Genomic DNA, 23987 nt, shown 5'->3' with positions numbered 1-23987 from the left:
CTGATTTTGGACTAGGAGGCGCCTGAAGATTGGCGAGGATCGGGCAATCGGGACGGTCGTCGCCTGAACAGCCGTCGATCAGCACCTGCAGCGTGCCGGCCATCTCTTCAAGCTCATCGATCCGCTGGCGTAGTTCGGCGATGTGGGCCTTGGCGATCTTCTTTACGTCGGCGCTGCGGCGCGAGGTGTCACGCCACAGGCCCAGCAGCTCGTTGATTTCTGTCACAGCAAAGCCGAGGTCGCGTGCGCGCCGAATGAACCGCAGCATGTGCACGTCTGAAGGCGTATAGTCGCGGTAGCCCGACTCCGTTCGGGTTGCTTTGGGTATCAGGCCGGTTTCCTCGTAGTAGCGGATCATCTTGGCGGAAACGCCTGACGCCTTTGCGGCTTCGCCGATGTTCACGATGCACCACCTTTGGCGGCGTTCACCACGCCATCGTTGAATTTGAACGCGCGCAGCCGCAGGGCGTTGCCGAGTACGAACACGCTGGACAGTGCCATGGCGCCAGCGGCCAACACGGGCGACATCAAAATCCCCCAACCGGGGTACAGCACGCCAGAGGCAACCGGGATCAGCGCTGTATTGTACGCGAAGGCCCAGAACAGATTCTGGCGGATGTTGCGCAGCGTGGCGCGCGAAATGGCAATCGCCGTGGGGACGCCCGTAAGGTTGCCGGACATCAGCACCACGTCGGCCGCTTCGATCGCGATATCGGTTCCGTTGCCGACGGCCAATCCAACATCGGCTTCGGCTAGTGCAGGCGCGTCATTGATGCCGTCACCAACAAATGCAAGGCTGCCGTAAGCGGCCTTGAGCCTGCGCGCTGCTTCGACTTTGCCATCCGGCAGAACTTCGGCGATGACGTCGTCGATGCCAAGCTGGCGTGCGATGGCTTCCGCCGTCGCGCGGTTGTCGCCGGTGATCATCGCGACTTTCAGGCCCTGCTTGTGAAGTGCTGCGATGGCGGCGGGCGTTGTTTCCTTGATTGGATCGGCGACGGCGATGATGGCCGCGAGCTTGCCGCCGATGGCCGCATAGAGCGGCGATTTTCCTTCACTGCCAAGTTTGCCGGCAATGGCGGAGTGGGCGGTGACGTCCAGACCAAGATCGCGCATGTAGCGATCGGCGCCGATGTCGACGCTTGCGCCGTTTACTTCAGCATGAACACCAACGCCGGTGACGGCTTCAAACGACCGCACAGCAGGAAGCGCAATGCCTTCGCTTTCGGCTGCTGTTACGATGGCGCGGGCAATTGGGTGCTCCGACTTCGCTTCGACGGCAGCGACGGTGCCAAGCACATGCGTGCGGTCGAAACCCGGCATGATGAAGAGATCCGTCAGGGCCGGTCGGCCTTCGGTGAGCGTACCGGTCTTGTCGAAGGCCACAACCTTTGCATCCTTCAGGAGTTGCAGCGCTTCGCCCTTGCGGAACAGCACGCCGAGTTCCGCTGCACGACCGGTTCCGACCATGATCGAGGTGGGTGTGGCTAAGCCCATCGCGCATGGGCAGGCAACAATCAGCACGGCGACTGCATTGACGAGAGCGAACGTCAGTGCCGGCGATGGCCCGTAAAAGAACCAGACCACGAACGTGATTGCAGCGGCAAGCATGACGGCGGGCACGAACCACATCGTCACTTTATCGACGAGTGCCTGGATGGGAAGTTTCGAGCCCTGCGCCTGCTCCACCATGCGGATGATCTGCGCCAGCATGGTCGCGCCGCCGACGGCGGTCGCCTTGAAAGCAAGCGCTCCCTGCTGATTGACGGTGCCGCCGACAAGTGTTGCGCCCGATGCTTTGGCAACTGGAATGGGTTCGCCGGTGATCATCGATTCATCGACGTAGCTTTCACCGTCGGTGACTTCGCCATCGACAGGGATGCGTTGGCCCGGCCGCACCTCGATGATGTCGCCGGTGACGACGTCGTCGATGGGAATCTCGACGAACGAACTGCCGCGCTGCACACGTGCGGTCTTCGCCTGCAGTTTCACCAGGCGTTTGATAGCTTCGGATGTGCGGCCCTTGGCGCGGACTTCCAGATAACGGCCGAGCAGGATCAGCGTGACAATGACGGCAGCCGCCTCATAGTAGACGTTGACGGTGCCAGCCGGCAGCAGGCGTGGAGCGAACGTCGCCACAACAGAGTATGAGTATGCGGCCAGCGTGCCGACCGAGACCAGCGAGTTCATGTCCGGCGCGCGGCGGATGAGCGCCGGAATGCCCTTCTCGTAAAATCGTCTGCCCGGGATCGCCAGCACCAACGTCGTCAGCGCAAACTGCAGATACCAGCTGGCCTGCATGCCGATGGTGTCGGCAATCAGATGGTGAACGCCGGGGATCATGTGCGATCCCATTTCAAGCACGAACACCGGCAGCGTCAGCAGAGCGGCGATAATGAGATCGCGCTTTAGTTCGACACGCTCGGCTTCTTTTCGCTCGGCGGCTTCGTCGTCCTCGGCGCCACTGTTGCCGCCGATCTGACGCGCGGTATATCCGGCCGATGCCACGGCATCGATCAGCGCTGTGATATCAGCGGTGCCGCGCACGCTGGCGCGCTCGGTTGCAAGGTTGACCGCAGCATCGGTAACACCCGGCACGGCCTTGAGAGCTTTCTCGACGCGTCCTACGCAGGACGCGCACGTCATGCCTTCGATGGCAAGCTCAACCCTATTCGCTGGCACGTCATAGCCGGCGGCCTGCACAGCCTGCACGAGTTCATTGCGATTGACCGCACCGCTGGTGCGCAGGTCGGCCCGTTCGGTCGCGAGATTGACGCTCACAGCGCTGACGCCATCGACCTTGCCCAAGGCCTTCTCGACGCGTGCGACGCAGGAGGCGCATGTCATGCCCTCAATCGGCAGGCTGATGCTGTCTTCTTTGACCTTCGGTGGATTTTGACTGGCGTTCACGCGGTGCCTCCACGGAATTCATGCACTCATTATGGGGCTTCCTAAAGGTTCCCACGATGGGAAGGTCAAGAAATTATTTCTTAGAATTGGACTTGACCTTCCAACGGTTGGAAGCCCCACAAGTTTTGGTATCGACTACAATGATTGGAGCATTTGAAATGCAGATCCAGATCGCCAACATGACCTGCGGCTCCTGTGCCAAGCACGTCACACAGGCCATCAAAGCCGTCGATGCTGATGCCAAGGTGCTGATTGACGTGCCTTCGCGGCGTGCAACGGTCGAGACCACCGCGACGGAGCAGGCTGTCACCGGTGCCCTTGCGGCTGACGGCTATGACGCGCGCATTATCTGAACAAAAGAGATGCCCATGAAAAAATTCTCCCTGGCTTTTGTTGTCGCTGCTGTCATCGCCGCAGGAAGCCTTGCTTACGCCCAATCGGGCGATGCACAGCATGCGACTGACCATGACCACGCTGACCATGACCACGCCGGCCACGGTCACTATGCGGCGCATCGCGCAGGTACTGTTCCCGACAATGTCGTGATCCGAGCCTATCAGGCTGCCAACGACCGGATGCATACCGACATGGCGATCGAGTTCACTGGCGACGCGGACACCGACTTCATGCGCGGCATGATTCCCCATCACCAGGGCGCGATCGATATGGCGCGCGTGGTGCTGCAGCATGGCAACGATGCGGAGGTTCGCAAGCTGGCTGAGGCCGTTATTGCCGCGCAGGAAGCCGAGATTGCGTTTATGAAAAAATGGCTGGCGGATAACGCCAATACCATAGCGGCAACCGGTGCTGAGAAGCGCTAGTCGCTACGCAGACGAGCGATCAACCACAGCAGATAGAGCACCGTGGTTGACACGCCGTAATGATGGACTGGTTGCAGGCTATCCAGGTGCAGCCACGCAACTAGCCGCGGTTGTCCTTTTTCGCCTGAGCCACCTGGGTGGCCTTCGACACTGAGCCAATCTGACTGCCGGGAATGATGTTCCGGCGTCGCCTGTTGGGAATTGGCTGCATGCCGTCGCTTCGTGTCCGATCCGAAGCGGCGGGATTGGTGAAGTTTGCCTGTCGGCGGGCGGCAAGCGCGCGGCGTGCTGCGTCGACGTTGGCTTCACGTGCAGCCAGTGCACGTTGGCGCGCAAGCTCGCGATTGACACGTTTCAGCGCGGCGGACAGCGCTTGCTTGCGTTTCAACGGATGCTCGGTGTTGCCGGGGAACGATCCACCGCGTGCCTCGGCCTTGCCGCGCAACTCCCGCTGGCGCTGGCGTACCAGGGTACGCACCTTGCCTTTCTCAGCTCGTATCTGCTTCTGCAGATCGCGAAGTGCCTTGGCGTCGATATCGTAAATCTCGGGGTGGTGAGATTTGCCGACTAGTTCAAGCTGGTCGCCGGTCAAAATGCTGCGTTCGGTTGCACGTGATTGGGACATCCAAAAGCTCTCCTGTATTCCTCGTCGGATCTTATCGGTGCGTCGGATCACTTGCGGTAGCATTGCCCGCGCATGCTTTTCGAAGTCTGACTGAGTGAACAATAAATGGCGCTATTGTTTGGCGGTGAATTTCAGATGGCCCCACAACAGAACGAAACGGCCGGGTCGGATGCGGGCTAAGTGCACGTAACGTGCATAGATAATCAGGAATTGATATTTGACCCCAGACCGCAGCGCCTCATATTTGGCGGCGGTGGTAAGGAACGCTGAGCGTCACTTACTGGCCGAATAGCCCGCCCCTAAGCGCTTGCGAGAAGTCTGACGATGGAACGATGTCTACATTCCGGCGGGGGCGAGGATGATCGTCACGGTCAGGAAGATCGTCTGACTTCAGACGTGTGATTGACCGGCCGCCATAACCAAAAGCTGAAGATACGAAGCTGATGCAAGTCATCGCTGCTGTGTGCAGCGAGCGGCGGAGCTTTGTCCGTGGACGAAGCTTATGAATATTCAAAGGGGGATGTGTGGGACTTGTGTCGACTAATGTCGCTGAATGGGGCGGAGCGAAAAGTGCGGCGCGCTCCCGACAGATCCTGACCTTACGCGGGGTCACACTGTCGTTTGGCGGCGTCACCGCAATATCAGACATCGATCTGGACGTCGCCGAAGGTGAAATTCGCGCAATTATCGGCCCCAATGGTGCCGGCAAAAGTTCGCTCATCAACGTGATCAGCGGCGTCTACCGACCCGATCGCGGTACGATTGCAATCGGCGATACGGTTTTCGCTGACGTTCCAGGCAGCCGTGTTGCGCGGCTTGGAATCGCGCGGACCTATCAGAATATCGCTCTGTTTAAAGGGTTGACGGTTCTTGAAAACGTTGAGACCGGGCGAGCTGCTACGGTTTCGTCGACATTCATTGAGCAGGTAATCGGCATTGGCCGCGCGCGCCGTGAAGAGGCGGACACGCGGGCGCGCTCTGAAGCGGTGATCGACGCGCTGCACCTGACGTCAGTACGCGATCGTCTTGTCGGCACGCTGCCCTATGGCGTGCAGAAGCGCGTCGAGCTGGCCAGGGCGCTGGTGTCCGAGCCGCGCCTGCTGCTGCTGGATGAACCGATGGCGGGAATGACGGCCGGTGAGAAGCAGGAAATGGCGGGATTTGTGTTGGCCGCCCGCGACCGATCCAACGCCAGCATCGTGCTTATCGAACATGACATCGGCGTGGTGATGGGGCTGTCCGATCGCATCGCGGTGCTCGATTACGGCCGCAAGATTGCAGACGGCACGCCGGATGCCGTGCGCGCGGATCAACGGGTTATCGACGCCTATCTCGGTGTCGCCCACGACGACGACATTATCGAGGAAAGCCACGTCTGATGGAAAGTTTCGACTTCCCCTTTTTCATTGAAGTGCTGGTGGGCGGACTGCTGTCCGGCATCATGTACTCACTGGTCGCGATCGGCTTCGTGCTGATCTACAAGACATCCGGCGTCCTGAACTTTGCGCAGGGTGCACTGCTTCTGTTTGCGGCGCTGACGTTTGTGAGCTTGCTGGAACGCGGCGTTCCGTTCTGGATTACGTTCGCGGTGACGCTGGCGATCATGGCCGTCATCGGCATCCTGATTGAACGTACGGTTCTGCGCCCGCTGGTCAACAAACCGCCGATCACGCTGTTTGTCGCTACGCTCGGCCTTGCCTATGTGCTTGAAGGCGGCGCGCAGTTGCTGTGGGGCACGCAGGTACACGGGCTCGATCTTGGCATCGACGATGTGCCGTATGTTGTCGGCGGTGTCTTTATCAGCACGTTCGATCTGTTCGCCGCAGCAGTAGCAGCCAGCATCGTTCTGCTGCTGACCATCGTGTTTCGATATACGCGCATCGGCCTGGCGTTCCGGGCTGTCGCGGATGATCAATTCGCTGCTCTCGCTATCGGCCTGAAGCTCCCAGTTATCTGGGCGGCGGTGTGGATCGCTGCTGGGTTCGTAGCCCTTGTCGCTGGTCTGCTGTGGGGCGCGCGTCTGGGAGTTCAGTTCTCGCTGTCGCTCGTCGTGCTGAAGGCATTGCCGGTGCTGGTGCTCGGCGGCTTTGACTCAATTCTCGGTGCGATTGTTGGCGGCCTGCTGATCGGCGCCAGTGAGAAGCTCGCGGAAGTCTATCTGGGACCGTTCTTCGGCGGCGGTATCGAGTCCTGGTTCGCCTATGTCTTCGCGCTCGCCATCCTGCTCATTCGTCCGTCCGGCCTGTTCGGCCAGCGCCTTGTGGAAAGGACCTGAGCCATGACAACAGCCTCCATTCCGTTGCCGCGCCCCGTTTCCGCTATTGGCCGCGTGCCAACCTGGCTGCTGCCGCTTGCTGTGATCGTGTTTGCGTATGCCGGCATCCCGCTGTTCGCGTCGGACTACCTTTATGACGCAATTCTGGCACCGTTCCTGGCGCTCAGTCTTGCGGCGGTTGGCCTGAACATCCTCACCGGTTACGCGGGGCAGGTGTCGCTTGGCTCGGCCGCGTTCATGGCCGTGGGCGCCTATGCGGCTTACAACTTCAACCTGCGGGTTGAAGGGCTGCCGTTGCTGGCCAGCATCGTGTTTGCCGGCCTTATCGCCTCGGCCGTTGGTGTCGTGTTCGGTCTGCCGAGCCTGCGTCTCAAGGGCTTTTACCTGGCGGTCTCGACACTGGCGGCGCAGTTTTTCGTGCAATGGACGCTGACCAAGTTCAGCTGGTTTTCGAACTACAACCCGTCCGGTGTTATCGATGCCCCCGCGCTCGGATACGTGTTTGAGGGGCCGCACGGTCGCTACCTGTTCTCACTTAGCGTCGTTGTTGCGCTGACGGTGTTCGCAGCGCGGCTGGTGAAGACGCAGACCGGGCGCAACTTCATCGCTGTGCGTGACAATGAGACGGCGGCAAAAATCAGCGGCGTTCCGGTTCTGCATACGAAGCTGCTGGCGTTCGCTATCTCGTCATTCATCATCGGTGTTGCTGGCGTGCTGTGGGCGTTCGCTTACCTGCGCACCGTTGAGCCGCACGGCTTCAACCTCGACCGCTCGTTCCAGATTCTGTTCATCATCATCATCGGCGGCCTTGCAACCATTCGGGGCGCGTTCCTTGGCGCCGCGCTCATCGTGGTGCTGCCGTTGGTGCTGTCGCGGGCTGGCACGTTTCTGTTCGGCAGCTACTTCGACTCCGGCGTGCTTGACATGAGCCAGCGGATCCTAGTGGGCGCACTCATCATAGTTTTCCTCATTGCGGAGCCGGATGGCCTGGCAGCGCTCGGTAACCGCATAGCGCGGCGACTTCGACTGAGGTCGCCAACAAACTGAACTCGACGTTTTCTCATTCAACGAAGGAGTACTATCATGAAACACTACGGGGCCAAGACCTTGTTGAAGGGCGCGGTGCTTTCCGCCGTCGCCGCCGGATCATTCGCCACAGCAGCAATCGCTGATGAACAGTTCTTCCCGCTGCAAAGCTATCGCGTTGGCCCATATGCGGCTGGTGGCACGGGGTTCTTTGGCGGAACGATCGATTACTTCAACCTCATCAACACGCGCGACGGTGGCGTTAACGGCGTGAAGCTCACCTGGGAAGAGGGTGAGACGCAGTATGAGGTTGAGCGTGGTGTTGAGGTCTATGAGCGCCTGAAGGGGCGGCCGAACATTGCCGCCTGGAATCCGCTGTCGGTAGGCATTGCGTATGCGATGATCGACCGTATCACGCAGGATCGCGTACCGCTTATCACCGTCAACCACGGCCGCACCGATTCCACCGATGGTCGCGTGTTCCCTTATGTGTTCCCGCTGCTGCTCAATCCGTACAGCGAGACTTCGGGCATCATCAATTACATTGCTTCGAAGGAAGGCGGCGAGGAGAAGCTGAAGGGCAAGAAGATCGTCGTGCTGTATCACGGCTCGCCCTACGGCAAGGAGACGATACCGATCTATGAGCTTCTGAAAGAGAAGTTCGGCTACGAAGTGCAGCAGATCGAAGTGCCGCATCCGGGCAACGAGCAGCAGGCGCAGTGGCTGGCCATTCGTCGCTACAAGCCGGATTATGTTGTGCTGCGCGGCTGGGGCGTGATGAACCCGGTGGCAATCAAGACGGCACAGAAGACCGGCTTCCCGGTTGATCGCATAATCGGCAACGTCTGGTCGAATTCGGAAGAGGATGTAATCCCGGCAGGCGATGCTGCGATCGGTTACACCGCGATCACGACGCAGGCTTCAGGTGCGGATTATCCTGTGCTGCAGGAAATCGTCAAAACCGTTTACGACGGCGGTAAAGGCAACCTCGAAGACAAGAAGCGCATCGGTAGCGTCTACCATAACCTTGGCATCGTGAATGGCATCCTGAACGTGGAAGCCGTCCGCATCGCACAGAAGCGCTTCGGCAATCGCACCCTGACGGGCGACGAAGTGCGGTGGGGCTTTGAGCATCTTCAGCTTGACCCCAAGCGTGTCGAGGAACTGGGCGCTAAGGGCCTGTTCCACTCCATCAATGTCACGTGGGACAATCACGAGGGCGACGGCCTGGTGACGTTCCAGCAGTGGGACGGCAAGAAGTGGAACGTTGTTTCCGACTGGATTGCGCCCGACTGGAAGCTGCTGCGTCCGATCATCGAGAAGTCAGCGGAAGCATACGCCAAGGAGAAGGGCATCAAGATCCGCACCAGTGAAGACGCGGACAAGGTGACCGAACTTCAGGGCACGGCTTCAAGCGCCAAGAACTGAACCGTTACAACGCGCGCCACCATTCCGGTTCGGAGTGGTGGCGTTCTCACCATTGGAGGATCCGATGTCTGAGCGCTCCGATCTGTTGGTCGTGAATAATCTGGCTGCCGTGTACAACCATGCCGTCTCGGCCTTGCATGGCGTGAGTTTGCGGGTTTCGCGCGGCGAGGTGCGAGCCATTCTCGGTGCTAACGGCGCAGGCAAATCTACGACGCTGAAGGCAATATCGAATGTGCTGTCGGCTGTGCGCGGGCAGATCACCGCTGGCTCAATCGCGTTTGATGGCCTTGACGTCGCGAAGACGAAACCAAGCGATCTCATTCGCGCAGGGCTGGTGCCTGTGCTGGAAGGGCGCCACGTTTTCAAGTCGCTGACCGTTGAGGAAAACCTCAATACCGGCGGGCTCGGACGCGGTTCTTCGCGCGCTGAGATCGCATCCGACCTCGAACGTGTTTACACGCTTTTTCCATCGCTGACGCGCAAGCGGAAAATTGCTGCGGGCCTGACATCCGGCGGTGAGCAGCAGATGGTTGCGGTTGGCCGTGCGTTGATGGCCCGGCCGCGGCTTTTAGTGCTGGATGAGCCGTCGATGGGATTGGCGCCGATCGTGGTGCAGAGCATCTTCGATACGCTGCGCAAGTTGAACCGCGAAGAAGGTTTGACCATACTTCTCGCGGAGCAGAACGCTGCTATTGCGTTGCGCTATGCGTCAAGCGCGGCCGTGCTTGAAAACGGAGCAACGGTGCTTGAGGGCCCCGCCGATGAGCTGCGTAACCGCGCCGACGTGCGCGAGTTCTACCTTGGCTCAAGTATCAAGCGACCCGATGCAGTGCAGGCGCGCACGCCGATCAGCGCGACGGTCGTTGCAGCCGAATAACTGGCAATTATCGGGCCAGCGTGAATATTCAAATGAGAACTACTTATTTGTGTTCAAGCTGGCCGGTTAATAGCATCGAATTGTGAGAGTGGTACGCGCCGCAGCTGGTGCGATCCCACGCTGCACCATCATCGGCCGTTGCTCTCACACCTTATCCCGTTATCACCCGCAACCGTTCACAGGCTGCGCGACCTTCGCGTGCGCCATGCGGCTGCGCGCGCAAAGAGGAATGACCACGCATGTCGCAACAGACCGCCTACCAGGGGATTCATTTGACCGGCAGCTTGCCGTTCAAGAACGCCGACGAGGTGTTCGACTATATCGGCAGTGAACTCGGCCCATGGGTTGCGCGCGTACCGGATGGCGAAACAGGTGAGCGCCGTAACTGGGTGCTGACACAGACTGCGCATTTCTTTGAAAATCCGTTTCTGGAAGTGCTGCCGGAATCGCCGGAAATTGGCCGTAAGCTTGCAAGGATCAAGCCCGGTGTGCGCGCCGAGGATGTAGCGTTCCCGCCGTTTCAGTATCCGGATTTTGCAACCGAGTCGTATCCGCTGTTCAAGAAGGCCAAGGAAGAAGGCCGGCTTGCACCGAACGCGAAGTTCCAGATTTCTCTGCCGACGCCATTCAACGCGGTGTCCTATTTCGTCGTGCTTGAAGATCAGGCTCGCGTGCTGGCCGCGTACAACGTGCAGGCCAAGGCGGCGACGGAAGAAATTCTGCGTCGCTTCCCGCACGATGAGCTAGCGATCCAGTGGGATCTGCCGACCGAGCTGGTGACGGTGCAGGGCTGGTTCCCCAATCCACTGGCGAATCTTGATTCCGTATTTTCAACCATCGCCGAGGTAACGAGCTGGGTGCCGGCCGACGTCGATGTTGGCTATCATCTCTGCTATGGCGATTCCAAGTTCGGCGCCTCGCCGTTTATGGGCAATCCGGAGCAGTGCCCGATTCACAGCCATAAAGATCACGGCCGTAACATCCTGCCGCAGGATATCGGCACGGTTGTTGCGTTCAGCAACAAGCTGGCGGAGCGCATTCGTCGGCCGATCAACTTCATTCAGGCCGCTACCATGCGCGATTGGGATCAGCCGCAGCATTGGGACGCACTTTCGAAGTTGAATCTGGCGCCGGAAACGGAATTCTATCTCGGGCTTGTTCATGCCAGCGACGGACTGGCTTCTGCACAGCGCCGGTGGAATTATGTCGCCAATCACCTGAAGTCGTTTGGTGTGTCGACTGAATGCGGTCTTGGACGACACTCCCAGGAAGAGCTTGCCGCTGTGACGGAAATCTTCAAAGGATTGGGTGCTGGCACGGAAAGCCGGCAGGCTGCGGAGTAACGGGAACGGAATGGCCTATATCAGTCAATTGACCTATGGCGAAACGCCTCCTGAGAATCAGGAGGCGTTTCGCCATGAGCAAGCCGTGCGTGGCAAGCCGTCCAATATGAAGGCGACGTTATTGCACTCGGTGCCCGCACATGCCGCTTACATGCAGTGGTATCCGCTGTGGGATGAGGTGAAGAAGCTGTTGGGGCTGCGCGGTGCTGTGCTTTATGCGCACGCGATCTCCACCACCAACAATTGCCTGCTGTGCTCCACCTATTTCCGCAAGGCGCTGACCGATCTTGGCACCTCGCCGGATAAGTTTGAGGTGAGCGCGGAGGAAGAGCCAATTGTTGCGTTGGGCTATGCCGCTGCAAATCACGCTCAGCCGGTCGATCCGAAGCTATGGGCGCAGTTAAAGGAGCGCTTCAGTGAGCGCGACCTTGTCAACCTGGTTGCCTTCGCGGGATTGATGGTGGCGACAAATCTGTTCAACAGTCTGGTGCAGGTTGAGGTTGACGACGTGCTGACGCCGTATGTTCAGAGGGCACAGGTAGCCGAGACAGCCGATGTCGAATAGAAAACGCGCAGGCCGCAAGGCAAAAACCGCGTCAGCAACACCGGAAGCGCTGCAACTGCTGCAGCGCTTTCCGCTTCTTGATGCGCTGTTCGGTCGGCGTTCGCGGCGCTTCGGTGCGGGCATGGAGATTCCCGATGGCCCGTTCAAATACCGGTCAGAACGGGCAGCGGAGCCGATCGGCGAATTTGAGCGCACGCTGCTGATTGCAATCGGAGCAGGCATTTCGGGATGGAATTTCGGCTTCCCACACGCTGCGAACGGCCCCGGTGAAACCGGTTGCGACTATCCGGTACGATCAGTGGGACGCACTTATCCCAGCGGCGCGGCGGTATATGGTTCTGAGCTGCTGGTGACGGACGACAGCGGAACTTACATCACCAAGTTTCGTGATCTCGACGCTGGCGCTATTCAATCGGTCCGCTCACCGGAGGAATTGGTCGAGCAGCTCGGCAAGCATATTGTGCGGCTTGGCGATAAGCGCGTGCAGTTGCCCGCTGAATTTCCGCATATCGGCACGCACAATCAGTGGGCGGCCAACAAGCCGGGCAGCACGCTGTTCGTGCCGGTTGCCGATCAGGTGGAAACGCTGCTCAACCTGCTATGGATCTACGCAGGCGAGGGCTCCCCTGTTCTGGATGAACGCGGCGCCAAGCTCGGGCGTCCTGCGGGCCTGTTGAAAAAGGGCACGCTGCGTGCTGAGCGCGCAGTGCCACTTGCAACCATTGAGGCCGTGGCGCTGAAGCACAGCACGGCCGAGCTCAGCATCGCTGCCTATAATGTGCAGCTTGGCTTGCAAGCGATTGGTCTCGGCGGATGGCTGTATACGGGCATCAATGGCCCCAGCCTGCTCGGTGCCTACGCGGAGCAGGATATTCCGGGATTCGGTTTCCGCTTCAGCGGTAAGGGTTCGCCGGACAAGCTGATACCGGTTGGTCTCGATGGCGCGTTCGAGCCGCTGATTCCGCCCTATGTGCCATCAATGACCGAGGCGGCGAGAAGGTTTCTGGATCGCAAGTTTGGCCGCGATGGTGTGTTCGGGCCCACGCGTCCGACGCCCTATGCCCATGAGGCTGAGGTGAAGCGCGTGCTGTCGTCCCCCGACCCCGATAAGGTTGAATACTTCATCGATCTTGTTGCGGAGATTTACGATCGCTACGGCCGCTTTCCGACCGAAGTCGCGCCCGTGGGTGTCAGCATTTACACGCAGGCCCAGCATATCGACACGGCCTTTTACGACCGCTTCTACAAGCCGGGCGCGTATCTGGAAACGCATCGTACGCACGATGCACTCTGGCACGGTGACGAATAGGCGGGTGGCGATTGGAAGCGCCGCGCTGCGCTAGCCGTTTGCATTGGGCACTGAGCTAGAACAGGAAAGGCCCGGAACACGTTCTGTGCTCCGGGCCTTTTCTTTTGCTTATCGCGTTGGATGTCAGCTCCAGGCATGCAGCGGCGGCTTTACGTCGTTGAGGAAGTAGTTGCCGAGAATGGCGTACTTCCAGCGCACCGGATCGTGCAGCGTGTGCGTGCGCGCGTTGCGCCAGTGACGATCTAGGTTGTGCTCAGCCAGTGTGGAGCGCGCGCCGGCCAGTTCGAACAGCTTGTTGCTGGCCGCAATTGCGATTTCCGTGCTGAACACCTTTGCTTCAGCAACTGCGATTTGCGCTTCAGCCACGGTCTCCGCGGTCGGGTTAGCTACAGCGCGGTCGACGGCAAGCCCGGCGCGATCCTGCAACGCTTCCGACGCATGAAGCCGCAGCTTCAGATCGCCGATGGCCTGGATCGTATAGGGATCCTGGCTGGCGCTATCGAGGCCGCTATCCACCCACGCGCGCGCTTTGGTGCGTACAAAGGCAATCGTGTCGTCGATGGCGGCTTGGGCGATACCGTTATCAACGCCAACCTGGATGATCTGGAAGATTGCACCGTCGGCGGTTGGCTTTTCATAGCCTTTGTATCCGGGCACCAGATGCGTCTTGGGCACCTTCACGCCATCGAGCAGCACCGTACCGCTGAGCGTGGTGCGCTGGCCGAAGGCTGACCAATCGTCGATCACCGTCAGGCCCGGTGCATCACGTTCGGCGATTGCATACCAGGCGCGGCCCTGATCATCGACCGCCACGATTGGCACCAGATGGGCCAGTACGGCGCCGGTCGAATAAAACTTGCGCCCGGTTACGATGACGTGATCGCCATGATCGGTGAATTTGGTCTCGAAGTCGGCAGCACGCTTGGAGCCGAACTCGGAGAACGCGTTGCCAAAGCGGACGCCGCTCAGTGCCAGATCGAACAGAAGCTTCTGCTGCGCCTCGTCGGACACCGTGCGAATGGCGGCGATGACGCCCAGATGGTTCTGCGAAATCTGGCCGATGGATGGGTCGGCAGCCGATATGATCTGCACGACCTTTGTAAGCGTCGCGTAGGACACTTCCGGGCCGCCGAACTTTTTCGGCACGTTGATCGACCACAGCCCGCTCTGGGAAAACGCGTTCAGTTCCTCGATCGGCCACTCGCGATTGCGGTCGCGTCGCGATGCACCGCCGACGAACTGCGCCGCCAGGCGATGTGCGACCTCGATGGCTTCTGCGTCACTGCGAATGATGTGCGCCGGCTGTGATGGCTTTGGCTGACCCGGCACGTGTTCGGGGGCCGCGGCCTCGGGCTTGGGGTGGGCAAGGGTGAGTGTCATTCATAAACTCCTGGCAAGATACCGATGGCGTCCGTCTATTCAGCAGCCTGTGCGTACGGCCGCTCGGCTTCGAGCTTGCGCACCAGTGGAATGATGTTTTTGCCGAAGAATTCGACCTCTTCCTGGAAGTGCAGGAAGCCCAGCAGGATCAGGTCTGCGCCGCTGTCCTTCAGGTCCAGAATGCGTTCAGCGATTTGTTGCGGCGTGCCGATGAGATTGGATCGGAAGCCGTCGTTGTACTGGACGAGATCGTTGAACGTTGACTTGGCCCAGTTGCCCTGACCTTCAGGCGAAGCCGCGCCGGCATTCTTCACCTCATGGCCGAACGCTCGAACAGCTTCGGGGTTGGCGTGTTCGATGATTTCAGCCAGCACGTTCTGTGCTTCGGCCTCAGTGTTGCGCGCGATGGCAAAGGCGTTGACACCAACCTTCACTGAGCGGCCATGCTCGGCAGCTTTGGTGCGGATGTCAGAGACCTGCTTGGCAATTTCATCCGGTGTGTTGCCGTTGGTGAAATACCAATCGGATACGCGCGCGGCCATATCGCGCGCTGCGCGGGAAGAGCCACCCTGGAAGATCTCAGGCAACGGATGCGGCTTGGGTTTCAGCGAATAGTTGTTGTAGCGGTAGAAGTCGCCGCGGAAGGTGAAGCTATCTTCGGTCCAGATGCCGCGCAACGCACGGATGAACTCTTCCGAACGGCGATAGCGTTCATCGTGATCGAGCCAGTGCTCGCCGATGGCGGCAAACTCGCCGCGGAACCAACCGCTCACAATGTTCACCGCAATGCGCGGCCCGTACAGCACATTGATGCTGGCAATCTGCTTGGCCGCAAGTGTCGGATTCCACGGTCCTGGCAGCAGCGCGGCAATGACTGTCAGGCGTTCGGTCTGGCTCAGAATCGCTTGGCTGAACGAAACCGGCTCATGCTGGAATTCAGCACCGTAGCCTGCGGTGAAGCGAATTTGACTGAGTGCATAGTCGAAGCCGTTCTGTTCAGCGATTTGCGCCAGCTTGACGTTGTAGTTGATGTCCCAGCTTGTACGCTGAGGAATGTTGCTAATAACGAGACCGCCGGAAACATTCGGCACCCAGTAGGCGAATTTGATCGGTTCGCGAGCGGTCAGAGAAGCTGAGTTTGAACTGGTCATCCGTGAGCTCCAGAAAGGATGTGCTATGCGTCAGGCGATTGCCGCCAAAGGCGCTTCGTAAGAGCCGTTGGCCTGATTGGTACGGCGCTTGAGATACGTCGATGCTTCGACGCCAACGCGGGCAATGCGCTCTTCGATGTCGGGATTGGAAATGGCGTAGTTCGAGAAATCCGATTCAACCGCATACACGGTTGTTGGCAACGACAGCGCCTGAAGGAAGCCAAACAGCGGCCGTAGCTGATGGTCGATCATGAGGCCGTGCAGCGGCGAACCGCCAGTGGCCGTCAACACAACGGGCTTGTTGGAAAATTGCCGGTGATCGACCAGATCGAACAGATGCTTCAAGGCTCCGGTATAGGACGCGCGGTAAACCGGTGTGCCAACGACAAGCAGATCGGCCTGCTCAACACGTTGCACAAATGCCTTGCCGGTAACGCTCAGATCCTTTGGCGAGCGCGATTGAAATAGCGCTGGCGCGGCGTCGGACAGTTCTATGAACGACGAAGTGTAGCCTGTTTCACGCTCGATGGCGGCAAGCACCGCCTTAACAAGAACGGAAGTGCGTGACGGATCGGACAGGCTGCCGGAGATGCCGACAATTGTTGGCTTGGTCATGGTGATTGCCCTCAATGGGATTGCGTCGGCGACGTGCGCCGTGAACTGGTCAACGCGGATTTTTGAAACGCGGTTAGGCGAAACGTTGGTCGCATCGACACCGACATTGGCGGATGTCGGAGCGTTCAAAAACCGGGCGCGGAATTTTGTTGTCTATCGTCATGCGTGTTTCGCGTTCGATGCAAAAGGCCTCGTGGCGGGGCCTCGGGGCCGTGTCCTTGGTGGACTAACATCGGCGCGAGGATGGTGAGAAATATGAACTTGGCATTTTGATATTCGCCAGAGGAATAACGGCGATGGAGTGCGTTTGGCCGATAAGCTTATGGCCCATTTTTTGTGCGTTTATATGAGTTTTTGATTGTTAGGGAACCGCGACACGCATGTTAGCCCAAGCTCGGATGACCCCGCGCAGAGCGATGCTGTAAAGGCTGTTGATCTGCGGTGGCATCCGTCCGCTGAATGCGCACGCGCGATAATTCGTATAACGAGGAACAATATGGGCAATACATCAACCGCCACCACGAGAAGAGAGTTCGTGGGATCAGTCGCAGGCACAGTCGCCGCTGTTGCGGCCACGGCGGCTACGGTGGGCAGCACCGCACACGCGTCGGACGACAAGGCGAAGCTGGGCGGCATTCACGCAATCCCCGAGCTGGCGCCGCAGTGGCAGACGCTCGATCTCGCTAAGATCGTAAAATATCCGGCGGCCTTCCTGTCGGTCAGCCAGAACAATAGCCTCTATCGTCCGGACGGCGCGCAGGCCGCCGAAAAGCAGTGGGAGCGTGGCAGCCTTGCGGCAACGGTAAAGGCAGCCAAGGCAGCCCGCGCCGCTGGCAACTTCAAGACGTTCGCGTGGATCGGATATGAAGTGTTCCGCGAGAGCTATCCGCAGAGCGAATTCGACCAGGCGCAGTATGCGTCGTGGATCAAGGGCAAGGAAGATTGGCCGGCTGAGAAAAAGAAGGCCGACAATGACCTCGTTGATGACCTGCGCGCGCTGGTAGAGCCGGGCGATCTGGAGTTCAACGAGTTTGCGCTGCAGACGGCGTTTGTTGGCACTCCGTTGCCGCTCGATCTGGCACGAAAGCAGATCAAGACCATCATCATTACCGGTATTCATCTCGACTGGTGCGTCGAGGGTAATGCTCGCGCTGCGCGCGACAACGGCTTCCTGCCCATCATCATCGGCGACGCGACAGCTGCGAATAATCCGGAAGAAGAAGCTGCTGCATTCCGGCGCATCAACAACTTCTTCGCGCCGGTGATCTCTGCTGACACGTTCGTCAAGCTGCTTGGCGAGCCCAGCCGCACTTAACATGCGGTTCCGTGACGGCGGTTTGCTCCCGTGTGCCGCCGTCACGGCGCTCTATATTCACCCAATGAATTTGCTTAGTGGAATTAAACGGCATCCATGGCGAGATCGATTTGTTACGGTCAGATCGATTGGTATCAACATGGGAAAGCCACTGCGCATCATGTTTCAACGGAGCATGCATTTCATCGCTGCCACGCTGTTCGCAGTGATGGCGTCGACCACCCACGTGGTGGCCGACAAGCCGAGCACCCTCAATATCGATTGGGCGACCTATAATCCGCTCTCCGTCGTTCTGAAGGCTAACGGCTACCTGGAGCAGGCGCTGGCCGATAGCGGCATACGCGTGCGCTGGGTTCAGTCTGCGGGTTCCAACAAAGCACTGGAGTTTTTGAATGCGGAAGCGCTGGATTTCGGCTCGACGGCTGGATCGGCAGCGTTGCTGGCTAGCGTCAACGGCAATCCGATAAAGATCGTTTCGGTTTATTCGCGGCCGGAGTGGACGGCGCTGGTAACGCGCAAGGATACCGCAATTCACAGCCCTGCGGATCTGCGCGGCAAGCGCATTGCAGTCACGCGCGGCACCGATGCCTATGTGTTCCTGATCCGCGCGCTGGAGGAATCGGGCCTCACAGAGAAAGACGTGAAGCCGGTTCTGTTGCAGCATGCGGATGGCAAACTGGCGCTGCTGCGCGGCGATGTTGATGCCTGGGCCGGGCTCGATCCGATGATGGCAGCGGCAGAACTCGAGGCCGGCGCCGAACTGTTCCATCGCAATCTTGAGGCAAACACTTGGGGCACGCTGTGCGTGCGGACAGAATTTGCAAAAAAACACCCGGATCTGGTCGCCAAGGTTTTGCAGGCCTATGAGCAGGCGCGCGTGTTTGCTGTTGAACATCCCGATCAGCTGACCGCGCTGCTCGCCAAATCCATGCGATTGCCGCCGGAAATTGTGCAGCGCCAGTTGCAGCGCACGGATCTTGATCGATTTGCGCTGGGCGCATCACAGCGCGCAACCATCTCGGCTGCAGGACTGGCGTTGCAGCGTAGTGGCATCATAAAGCCCGACGTCAATGTCGATGCGGCAGTCGATGCGCTGATTGATCCGAGTTTTCATTGAGCATGAGTGACGCTGTTGGGCATTCACCGGCGTTGATCGCTGGACAACGTGCTGCGCCGCGGGTTTCGCTACGTGGCATTGTGGTTCCGCTGCTGTTGCCGCTGGCGCTGGCGCTCATCTGGGAGGGCGCCGTCACCGGCGGCTTCGCGGAAGGGCGGCTTATGCCGGCACCTTCTACAATTCTTGCAACGCTCGGTGAGTTGGCGAGGTCCGGCGAGCTGGAGGTACACGTTCTGGCTACCACCAGCCGTGTCGCGGTGGGTTTCCTGTTGGGCAGCATCGCGGGTGTGCTGGTTGGCGCAATCACAGGGCATTTCGCGCTGAGCCGGCGTGTGCTCGATCCAACGCTGCAAGCGTTGCGCGCTATTCCTTCGATAGCATGGGTGCCGCTGTTCATCCTGTGGCTTGGGATTTTTGAAGCTTCGAAGATCGCGCTGATCGCAGTCGGCGTGTTCTTTCCGGTCTATCTTGGCGTGATGGGAGCCATCGCTTCGGTCGATCGCAAGCTGGTCGAAGTTGGCAGGATATTTCGGCTCAACAGCTTGCAGCTTGTCAGCCGAATACTGCTGCCGGCGGTGTTGCCGGCCACGGTCGTGTCACTACGCGGTGGTCTGGGGCTCGGCTGGATGTTCGTCGTGGCCGCGGAGTTCATGGGCGCGGCCGAGGGCCTTGGCTATCTGCTTATCGATGGGCAACAGACGGGGCGGCCGGATCTGATCATCGCGGCAATCGTTGTGTTCGCCCTGTTGGGCAAAGCATCGGATGCACTTCTGGCGACTGTCGCACGACCGTTCCTGCGTTGGCAGGATAGCTATCAGACAAATTGAGGTGCGACGTGCTTCATATCGGACACGTTTCGAAGGCGTTTGCACGGGGTGGCCCCGTGTTGGCCGACGTCGACTTGACGGTTGAAAGCGGCGAGTCTGTTGCGATCGTGGGGGCATCGGGCTGCGGCAAAAGCACTTTGCTGCGGATTATCGCCGGCCTCGAAGCGCCATCAGGCGGCACGGTCACCGTCGCAGGGGAAACGATACAGGCGCCGCATCCGGCGGTCGGCATGATCTTTCAAGAGCCGCGGCTGTTGCCATGGCTGACGGTGGCGGAGAACATCGCGTTTGGCATCGCGGCGCTGCCGGCCTCTGAACGGACGGCGCGTGTGCATGAAGCACTCGATCTGATCGGTCTGGTGGAGCATGCAAGCAAATGGCCGCGGGAGCTTTCGGGCGGACAGAGCCAACGCGTCGCAATTGCACGCGCATTGGTGGCCAGACCGTCGGTGATCCTGCTCGATGAACCGTTTTCTGCGCTGGACGCTATAACACGCGCGGATCTGCAACGGCATATGCGTGCACTGAGCCAGCGTATGGGACTCACTTTGGTGATCGTTACGCACGATCTCGAAGAAGCACTCATCCTGGGCGATCGAGTAGCGATTATGCAGCCAAATCCAGGGCGCATAGCAAAAATTGTTTCCGTGCAAGACGACGGGAACACAGACGCAGTGCGGCGTGAACTGGCATCGTCGTTCATACATCTCAACGGAGCGCGCAACGCCGCAATATTGGAGGGCGCCCACATTCAATATGCCCACACGTCATAACGTATTCGGAAAATGCAATTTCGGGGATGCGCGCCGACACCCCTATACAGGATATGCGCTGACGGCGGACAATCGGCGGATTTGATCCATCTGCGGGGCAGTTGATGGGAAACAGCGTTCCCAGAGATGGTCTGAGGCGGGAATGAACCTTAAACAGCTCCGACTTGTGCGAGAGATTGTTCGCTCGAACTTTCACGTTACCGAAGCGGCATCGGCGCAGTTCACATCGCAGTCTGGCGTGAGCAAACACGTAAAAGATCTGGAAGACGAACTCGGCGTTGCCATTTTTGAACGGCGCGGAAAGCGGCTGCTGGGTCTGACCGACCCCGGCGCGGAGGTCTTGAAATGCATCGATCGGGTGTTGCTGGAGATCGGCAATATCCGCAACGTAGCGAGCACGTTCTCTAACGGGCAAAGCGGTACGCTGAAAATCGCAGCAACGCATACCCAGAGCCGTTACGCCTTGCCGAAGTATCTCTCCGAATTTCGCAGTCGGTATGACGACGTCGAGATTGTGCTGCTCCAGGCGCATCCCAGAGAAGTGCCTACGCTGCTGCTGAGCGGCGAATGCGACATAGGCTTCGCAACCGACACGCTCGACGACGTGCCGGACCTGCTTGCGTTTCCGTTTTATTCCTGGGAGCACGAAGTTATCGTGCCCGAGGGGCACCCGCTGCAGGGACGTGAAAATGTGACGCTGCAAGAGGTCGCGCAGTGTCCCCTTGTGACATACGATCAGGGGCTGACGGGACGAAAACAGATCGATCGTGCGTTTGAGAAGCTGGCGCTGAAACCGCGCATTGCGATGGCGGCGATCGATTCCGATGTCATCAAAACCTATGTCGGGCTTGGACTAGGCGTCGGCATTATCGCCGGCATGGCATACGACGCCGATAATGACAGCGGCTTGAGCAAGGTATCGCTGAAAACGCGGATCGACTCATCTCAGACGTGTTTTGCTTTGCGCCGCGGGCGATTCCGTAAAGATTATGTCTATCGCTTTATCGAGATGTGTGCTCCGGCAGTTACAAAAGAAGTAATTCTGCAGGCGGAAGCGCTGCGCGACGAGATTGATGGGACCATATAACTGCGTGAAATAGCTGTAAAACTACATCGGATACAGCTTCTCCCTCCTCCCTGAATATAGAAAGTAGAAACGCTTATTTTACTCCTCCATGCCTTCGGCCGAAGGGTGCTGAGTGGCCTGGGGGCATCCAGTGGATAACGTGTCAATCGCGTCCATTGCATCTGTAGTCCCAGCCCACTGAAGCATGTGGTCGAGCTCGGCTCGGCCGTCGCATTGGGGGACGAGAATGAAGTGGTATTGGCCGGGAGCTGCTTTCTCGGCGGCGCTTGTGGGCGTTATGGTCAGCGCTAGCCCCGTCGCAGCTGCTGACTTAGGCGGCAATTGCTGCGCGGATCTGGAAGAACGCATCGCCGATTTGGAAAGCAGCGTTGCACAAAAGGGAAATCGACGGCTTTCGCTCAAGATATCCGGATGGGTGAGCGAGCAGGTGATGTATTGGGACGACGGCGTTGAGTCGAATGTCTATGTGCAGAGCCTGGGTACGGCCTTCGCAAGTAACTTCAACTTCACCGGTAAGGCGCAGATCACCAAGGATCTCTCTGCCGGTTACGTGTTGCACGTTGAAGCTATCACCAGCGACACCTACACAACCAGCCAGGATAGGCCCAATGGCCCTGGCGTATTCTCGGGCGCTCCGAACTCACTTCAGGTGCTTTATTCGTACTGGTTCCTGCAGAGCGAACAGTACGGCCGCGTTAGCGTTGGTCAGCTTTCGCCGGCGGATGATAGTGCGGTCGTCGCGCTTGATTCATCCGGCACATTGCCTGCTGCTTACTGGGTTGCCTACGACGTGTTCGGCTTCAAGGTGCGCGGTAACTTTGCGGCGAATGACTCATTGATCTGGGGCAATGCCGGATCGTGCCGCGGCTACGGTGGTGGACCGGGCGATTGCAACGGCGTGCCGCTCAATATCGTCCGTTACGATACGCCGACGCTGCACGGCTTCTCCGCCTCCGCATCGTGGGGCGACGATGACAACGCCGCCGTTGCTGGCCGATACATCAATACCCACGGCGACTTCACTCTGAAGGGCGTCGTTACGTACTCGGAAACGACGAACTCCGCCAAGGGTGCACCGCCGCAGGGCAACCTGAAGTACGTTCAGGCCAGCATCTATACGCAGCACAATCCATCGGGCTGGTTTGCCCAGGGTGTTTGGGCGCGTCTGGATCAGAGCCCGAATCCGCAGGACAATCCTGTCACCAATACCTGGTACTTCAAGAGCGGCGTGCGTCTTGGTCTGACGTCGATCGGCAAGACGATACCTTATGGCGAAGTGCTCAAGTCGTACGATGGCGCGTTGCTCATCAATGACGGTGGCACGCCGTTGAACCCGGCTGATGATACAGCACGAGTCCTCAAGGGCTCCGAGACCACCTTCTGGGGCTTCGGTGTCGTACAGGAGATCGACGCAGCTGCAATGTCCGTATGGCTGCGCTATCGCGACCATGATGTCGATCTGCCCGGCATCGAGACGAAGGGTCTGTCGACCGTCGTGTTCGGCGCGTTCATCAACTTCTGACGCGAGTTGATCCGGTAGAAGCAAAAAGGGCCTGAAGAAAAACGCTTCAGGCCCTTTTTGCTGGACGTGTGTTTGGAAATTTCAGTCGGCAAGTGACAGCAGGCGATAGGCATTTTCAAACAGAACGCTTTCGAGCACAGCGTCTTTGAAGCCCAGCTGCTGATAGTCGCGAACAGACTGGCCGATGGCCCGGAACGGAAACGACGATCCGAATGCAAGTTGATCGCGCAGGAAGCCGTTAGCAGCTTCAACGTACAGGTTTCCACCCGGCAGGAAGATGTACATGTCGGGCACGATGGTGACATTGGCGTAGCGGAATGCGACGCCGATGATTTCGTTCACATACGGCCAGAAGCCATGGTGCACGACGATTTGCAGCCTGGGGAATGCGCGCGCAACCCGTGCAACAGCTGCCGGATCGTTGAATTTGAGATCAGGGGTCGTCGGTCCCGACATCAGAAATGCCGGCACGTCCCAATCCTGCAGCGCATCGTATATTGGGAAATACTGCGGGTCGTCGAAATGCAGTGCAGGAGCTCCAAATCCGGGTTCCAGATTTATCGCGCGCAGCCCAAGCGTCTTGATGGCGCGCTCCGCCTCGGCGATGGCCGCGTCACTCCCCAACCGCTGCGGATCGACCGAGCCGGCGCCGACAAGCTCGGCATGTGGTGAGGTGATCTTGGCGATTTCGTCGTTTGTGTTTTGAATGGCCGGGGTGTCGCGCCCGATGACGACTGACCGCCAGATACCGGCATCGCGCACCTCATCCAGATAGCCCTGAAGCGTATGTGCGCGCGCGAAGTGCTCATCGTCGAGCGAGCCCACCCGTCTGTTCAGCCACTTGGCCGTTTCAAACTCTGGCGTGCCCCGTCGCGCACCGTAGAAGTCGTGCAAAAACGACGGCCGCGACCGGATATCGATAATCTTCTGAGACATCGTCCGTCCTGCTGTTGCTAATGGGATGTGTAGTCGGTGGGCAGGCGGCTATATCGGCAAGTGCCTGCGCTTCAGGATCGTGCAG

Annotated in this window: 22 protein-coding genes and 2 pseudogenes; 17 read left to right on the top strand and 7 right to left on the bottom strand. The window is 59.1% G+C overall.

Annotated elements, in window-relative coordinates:
• Window positions 1–22: 22 nt before the first annotated feature.
• Together cueR and C6Y62_RS00955 are read right to left on the bottom strand one after the other, a co-directional pair.
• A pseudogene (gene cueR, locus C6Y62_RS00960) lies at window positions 23–403 on the bottom strand (Cu(I)-responsive transcriptional regulator); the annotation flags it as partial.
• On the bottom strand, window positions 400–2910 hold the full coding sequence (locus C6Y62_RS00955) for a heavy metal translocating P-type ATPase (RefSeq protein WP_338074315.1): 2511 nt from the start codon (window positions 2908–2910) through the stop codon (window positions 400–402). The pseudogene cueR and the gene C6Y62_RS00955, both read right to left, overlap by 4 nt.
• 158 nt (window positions 2911–3068) lie before the next feature.
• Here C6Y62_RS00955 and C6Y62_RS00950 point away from each other — a divergent pair, with 158 nt between their 5' ends.
• Window positions 3069–3263: a heavy-metal-associated domain-containing protein gene (locus C6Y62_RS00950; RefSeq protein ID WP_068461569.1), complete on the top strand. Its 195-nt coding sequence runs from the start codon at window positions 3069–3071 to the stop codon at window positions 3261–3263.
• A 15-nt stretch (window positions 3264–3278) separates the two neighbouring features.
• Window positions 3279–3731 carry a CopM family metallochaperone gene (gene copM, locus C6Y62_RS00945; RefSeq protein ID WP_173952437.1) on the top strand — a complete coding sequence of 151 codons (453 nt, stop codon included), beginning with the start codon at window positions 3279–3281 and terminating at the stop codon, window positions 3729–3731.
• Window positions 3732–3831: 100 nt separating this feature from the next.
• Here the strand turns inward: copM and C6Y62_RS00940 are convergent, their stop codons facing one another.
• Window positions 3832–4356, bottom strand: a complete 525-nt coding sequence (locus C6Y62_RS00940) for a hypothetical protein (protein WP_173952436.1) — start codon at window positions 4354–4356, stop codon at window positions 3832–3834.
• 533 nt (window positions 4357–4889) lie between these two features.
• Between C6Y62_RS00940 and C6Y62_RS00935 the strand changes: the two genes are divergently transcribed.
• The 8 genes from C6Y62_RS00935 to C6Y62_RS00900 all read left to right on the top strand — a co-directional run bounded on the left by C6Y62_RS00935 (window position 4890) and on the right by C6Y62_RS00900 (window position 13179).
• Window positions 4890–5735 carry an ABC transporter ATP-binding protein gene (locus tag C6Y62_RS00935; RefSeq protein ID WP_420844135.1) on the top strand — a complete coding sequence of 282 codons (846 nt, stop codon included), beginning with the start codon at window positions 4890–4892 and terminating at the stop codon, window positions 5733–5735.
• Entirely contained in the window at window positions 5735–6631 is an 897-nt protein-coding gene (locus C6Y62_RS00930) for a branched-chain amino acid ABC transporter permease (RefSeq protein ID WP_173952435.1), read from the top strand. The genes C6Y62_RS00935 and C6Y62_RS00930 overlap by 1 nt, the downstream gene beginning before the upstream one ends.
• A gap of 3 nt (window positions 6632–6634) precedes the next feature.
• The gene (locus C6Y62_RS00925) at window positions 6635–7678 is read left to right on the top strand and encodes a branched-chain amino acid ABC transporter permease (RefSeq protein ID WP_173952434.1); all 1044 of its coding nucleotides are present in this window, start codon (window positions 6635–6637) and stop codon (window positions 7676–7678) included.
• 36 nt (window positions 7679–7714) lie between these two features.
• Window positions 7715–9085, top strand: a complete 1371-nt coding sequence (locus C6Y62_RS00920; RefSeq protein ID WP_173952433.1) for an ABC transporter substrate-binding protein — start codon at window positions 7715–7717, stop codon at window positions 9083–9085.
• A 64-nt stretch (window positions 9086–9149) separates the two neighbouring features.
• Complete coding sequence (locus C6Y62_RS00915) at window positions 9150–9962, top strand: ABC transporter ATP-binding protein (RefSeq protein ID WP_173952432.1); 813 nt, start codon at window positions 9150–9152, stop codon at window positions 9960–9962.
• Between the two features lie 239 nt (window positions 9963–10201).
• Window positions 10202–11305 carry a hypothetical protein gene (locus C6Y62_RS00910; RefSeq protein ID WP_173952431.1) on the top strand — a complete coding sequence of 368 codons (1104 nt, stop codon included), beginning with the start codon at window positions 10202–10204 and terminating at the stop codon, window positions 11303–11305.
• Between the two features lie 10 nt (window positions 11306–11315).
• Window positions 11316–11870, top strand: coding sequence for a carboxymuconolactone decarboxylase family protein (locus C6Y62_RS00905; protein ID WP_173952430.1), 555 nt, complete (start codon window positions 11316–11318; stop codon window positions 11868–11870).
• Window positions 11860–13179 carry a hypothetical protein gene (locus C6Y62_RS00900; protein WP_173952429.1) on the top strand — a complete coding sequence of 440 codons (1320 nt, stop codon included), beginning with the start codon at window positions 11860–11862 and terminating at the stop codon, window positions 13177–13179. The genes C6Y62_RS00905 and C6Y62_RS00900 overlap by 11 nt, the downstream gene beginning before the upstream one ends.
• A gap of 123 nt (window positions 13180–13302) precedes the next feature.
• On the opposite strand, the gene C6Y62_RS00895 is transcribed toward C6Y62_RS00900, so the two are convergent.
• Genes C6Y62_RS00895 through msuE form a run of 3 tightly spaced genes read right to left on the bottom strand, consistent with a single transcriptional unit; the run spans window position 13303 to window position 16325 of the window.
• Entirely contained in the window at window positions 13303–14559 is a 1257-nt protein-coding gene (locus C6Y62_RS00895; RefSeq protein WP_173952428.1) for an SfnB family sulfur acquisition oxidoreductase, read from the bottom strand.
• Window positions 14560–14594: 35 nt separating this feature from the next.
• Entirely contained in the window at window positions 14595–15710 is a 1116-nt protein-coding gene (gene sfnG, locus C6Y62_RS00890) for a dimethylsulfone monooxygenase SfnG (RefSeq protein ID WP_173952427.1), read from the bottom strand.
• Between the two features lie 30 nt (window positions 15711–15740).
• The gene (msuE, locus tag C6Y62_RS00885; protein ID WP_173952426.1) at window positions 15741–16325 is read right to left on the bottom strand and encodes an FMN reductase; all 585 of its coding nucleotides are present in this window, start codon (window positions 16323–16325) and stop codon (window positions 15741–15743) included.
• Window positions 16326–16860: 535 nt separating this feature from the next.
• Here msuE and C6Y62_RS00880 point away from each other — a divergent pair.
• The 7 genes and pseudogenes from C6Y62_RS00880 (at window position 16861) to C6Y62_RS00855 (ending at window position 22966) form a co-directional block, all read left to right on the top strand.
• Entirely contained in the window at window positions 16861–17640 is a 780-nt protein-coding gene (locus C6Y62_RS00880) for a cysteine hydrolase family protein (RefSeq protein ID WP_338074468.1), read from the top strand.
• A gap of 157 nt (window positions 17641–17797) precedes the next feature.
• The gene (locus tag C6Y62_RS00875) at window positions 17798–18757 is read left to right on the top strand and encodes an aliphatic sulfonate ABC transporter substrate-binding protein (RefSeq protein ID WP_338074471.1); all 960 of its coding nucleotides are present in this window, start codon (window positions 17798–17800) and stop codon (window positions 18755–18757) included.
• A gap of 2 nt (window positions 18758–18759) precedes the next feature.
• Complete coding sequence (locus tag C6Y62_RS00870) at window positions 18760–19584, top strand: ABC transporter permease (RefSeq protein WP_173952424.1); 825 nt, start codon at window positions 18760–18762, stop codon at window positions 19582–19584.
• An 8-nt stretch (window positions 19585–19592) separates the two neighbouring features.
• Complete coding sequence (locus C6Y62_RS00865; protein WP_173952423.1) at window positions 19593–20357, top strand: ATP-binding cassette domain-containing protein; 765 nt, start codon at window positions 19593–19595, stop codon at window positions 20355–20357.
• A 142-nt stretch (window positions 20358–20499) separates the two neighbouring features.
• Window positions 20500–20676, top strand: a pseudogene (locus tag C6Y62_RS16275) (LysR family transcriptional regulator); the annotation flags it as partial.
• Window positions 20677–20715: 39 nt separating this feature from the next.
• Window positions 20716–21444 carry a LysR substrate-binding domain-containing protein gene (locus C6Y62_RS00860; RefSeq protein ID WP_338074323.1) on the top strand — a complete coding sequence of 243 codons (729 nt, stop codon included), beginning with the start codon at window positions 20716–20718 and terminating at the stop codon, window positions 21442–21444.
• Window positions 21445–21628: 184 nt separating this feature from the next.
• Complete coding sequence (locus C6Y62_RS00855) at window positions 21629–22966, top strand: porin (RefSeq protein ID WP_476729751.1); 1338 nt, start codon at window positions 21629–21631, stop codon at window positions 22964–22966.
• Window positions 22967–23047: 81 nt separating this feature from the next.
• On the opposite strand, the gene C6Y62_RS00850 is transcribed toward C6Y62_RS00855, so the two are convergent.
• Window positions 23048–23902 (bottom strand): amidohydrolase family protein, encoded by an 855-nt coding sequence (locus C6Y62_RS00850; protein ID WP_173952420.1) that lies wholly within the window; start codon window positions 23900–23902, stop codon window positions 23048–23050.
• Between the last annotated feature and the right edge of the window lie 85 nt (window positions 23903–23987).

The organism is Hyphomicrobium sulfonivorans, from assembly GCF_013306565.1.
In the GTDB taxonomy this organism is placed as follows: domain Bacteria; phylum Pseudomonadota; class Alphaproteobacteria; order Rhizobiales; family Hyphomicrobiaceae; genus Hyphomicrobium_A; species Hyphomicrobium_A sulfonivorans.
The sequence above is the reverse complement of the archived record's forward strand: the minus strand, read 5'-3'. Positions and strand labels throughout refer to the sequence as shown.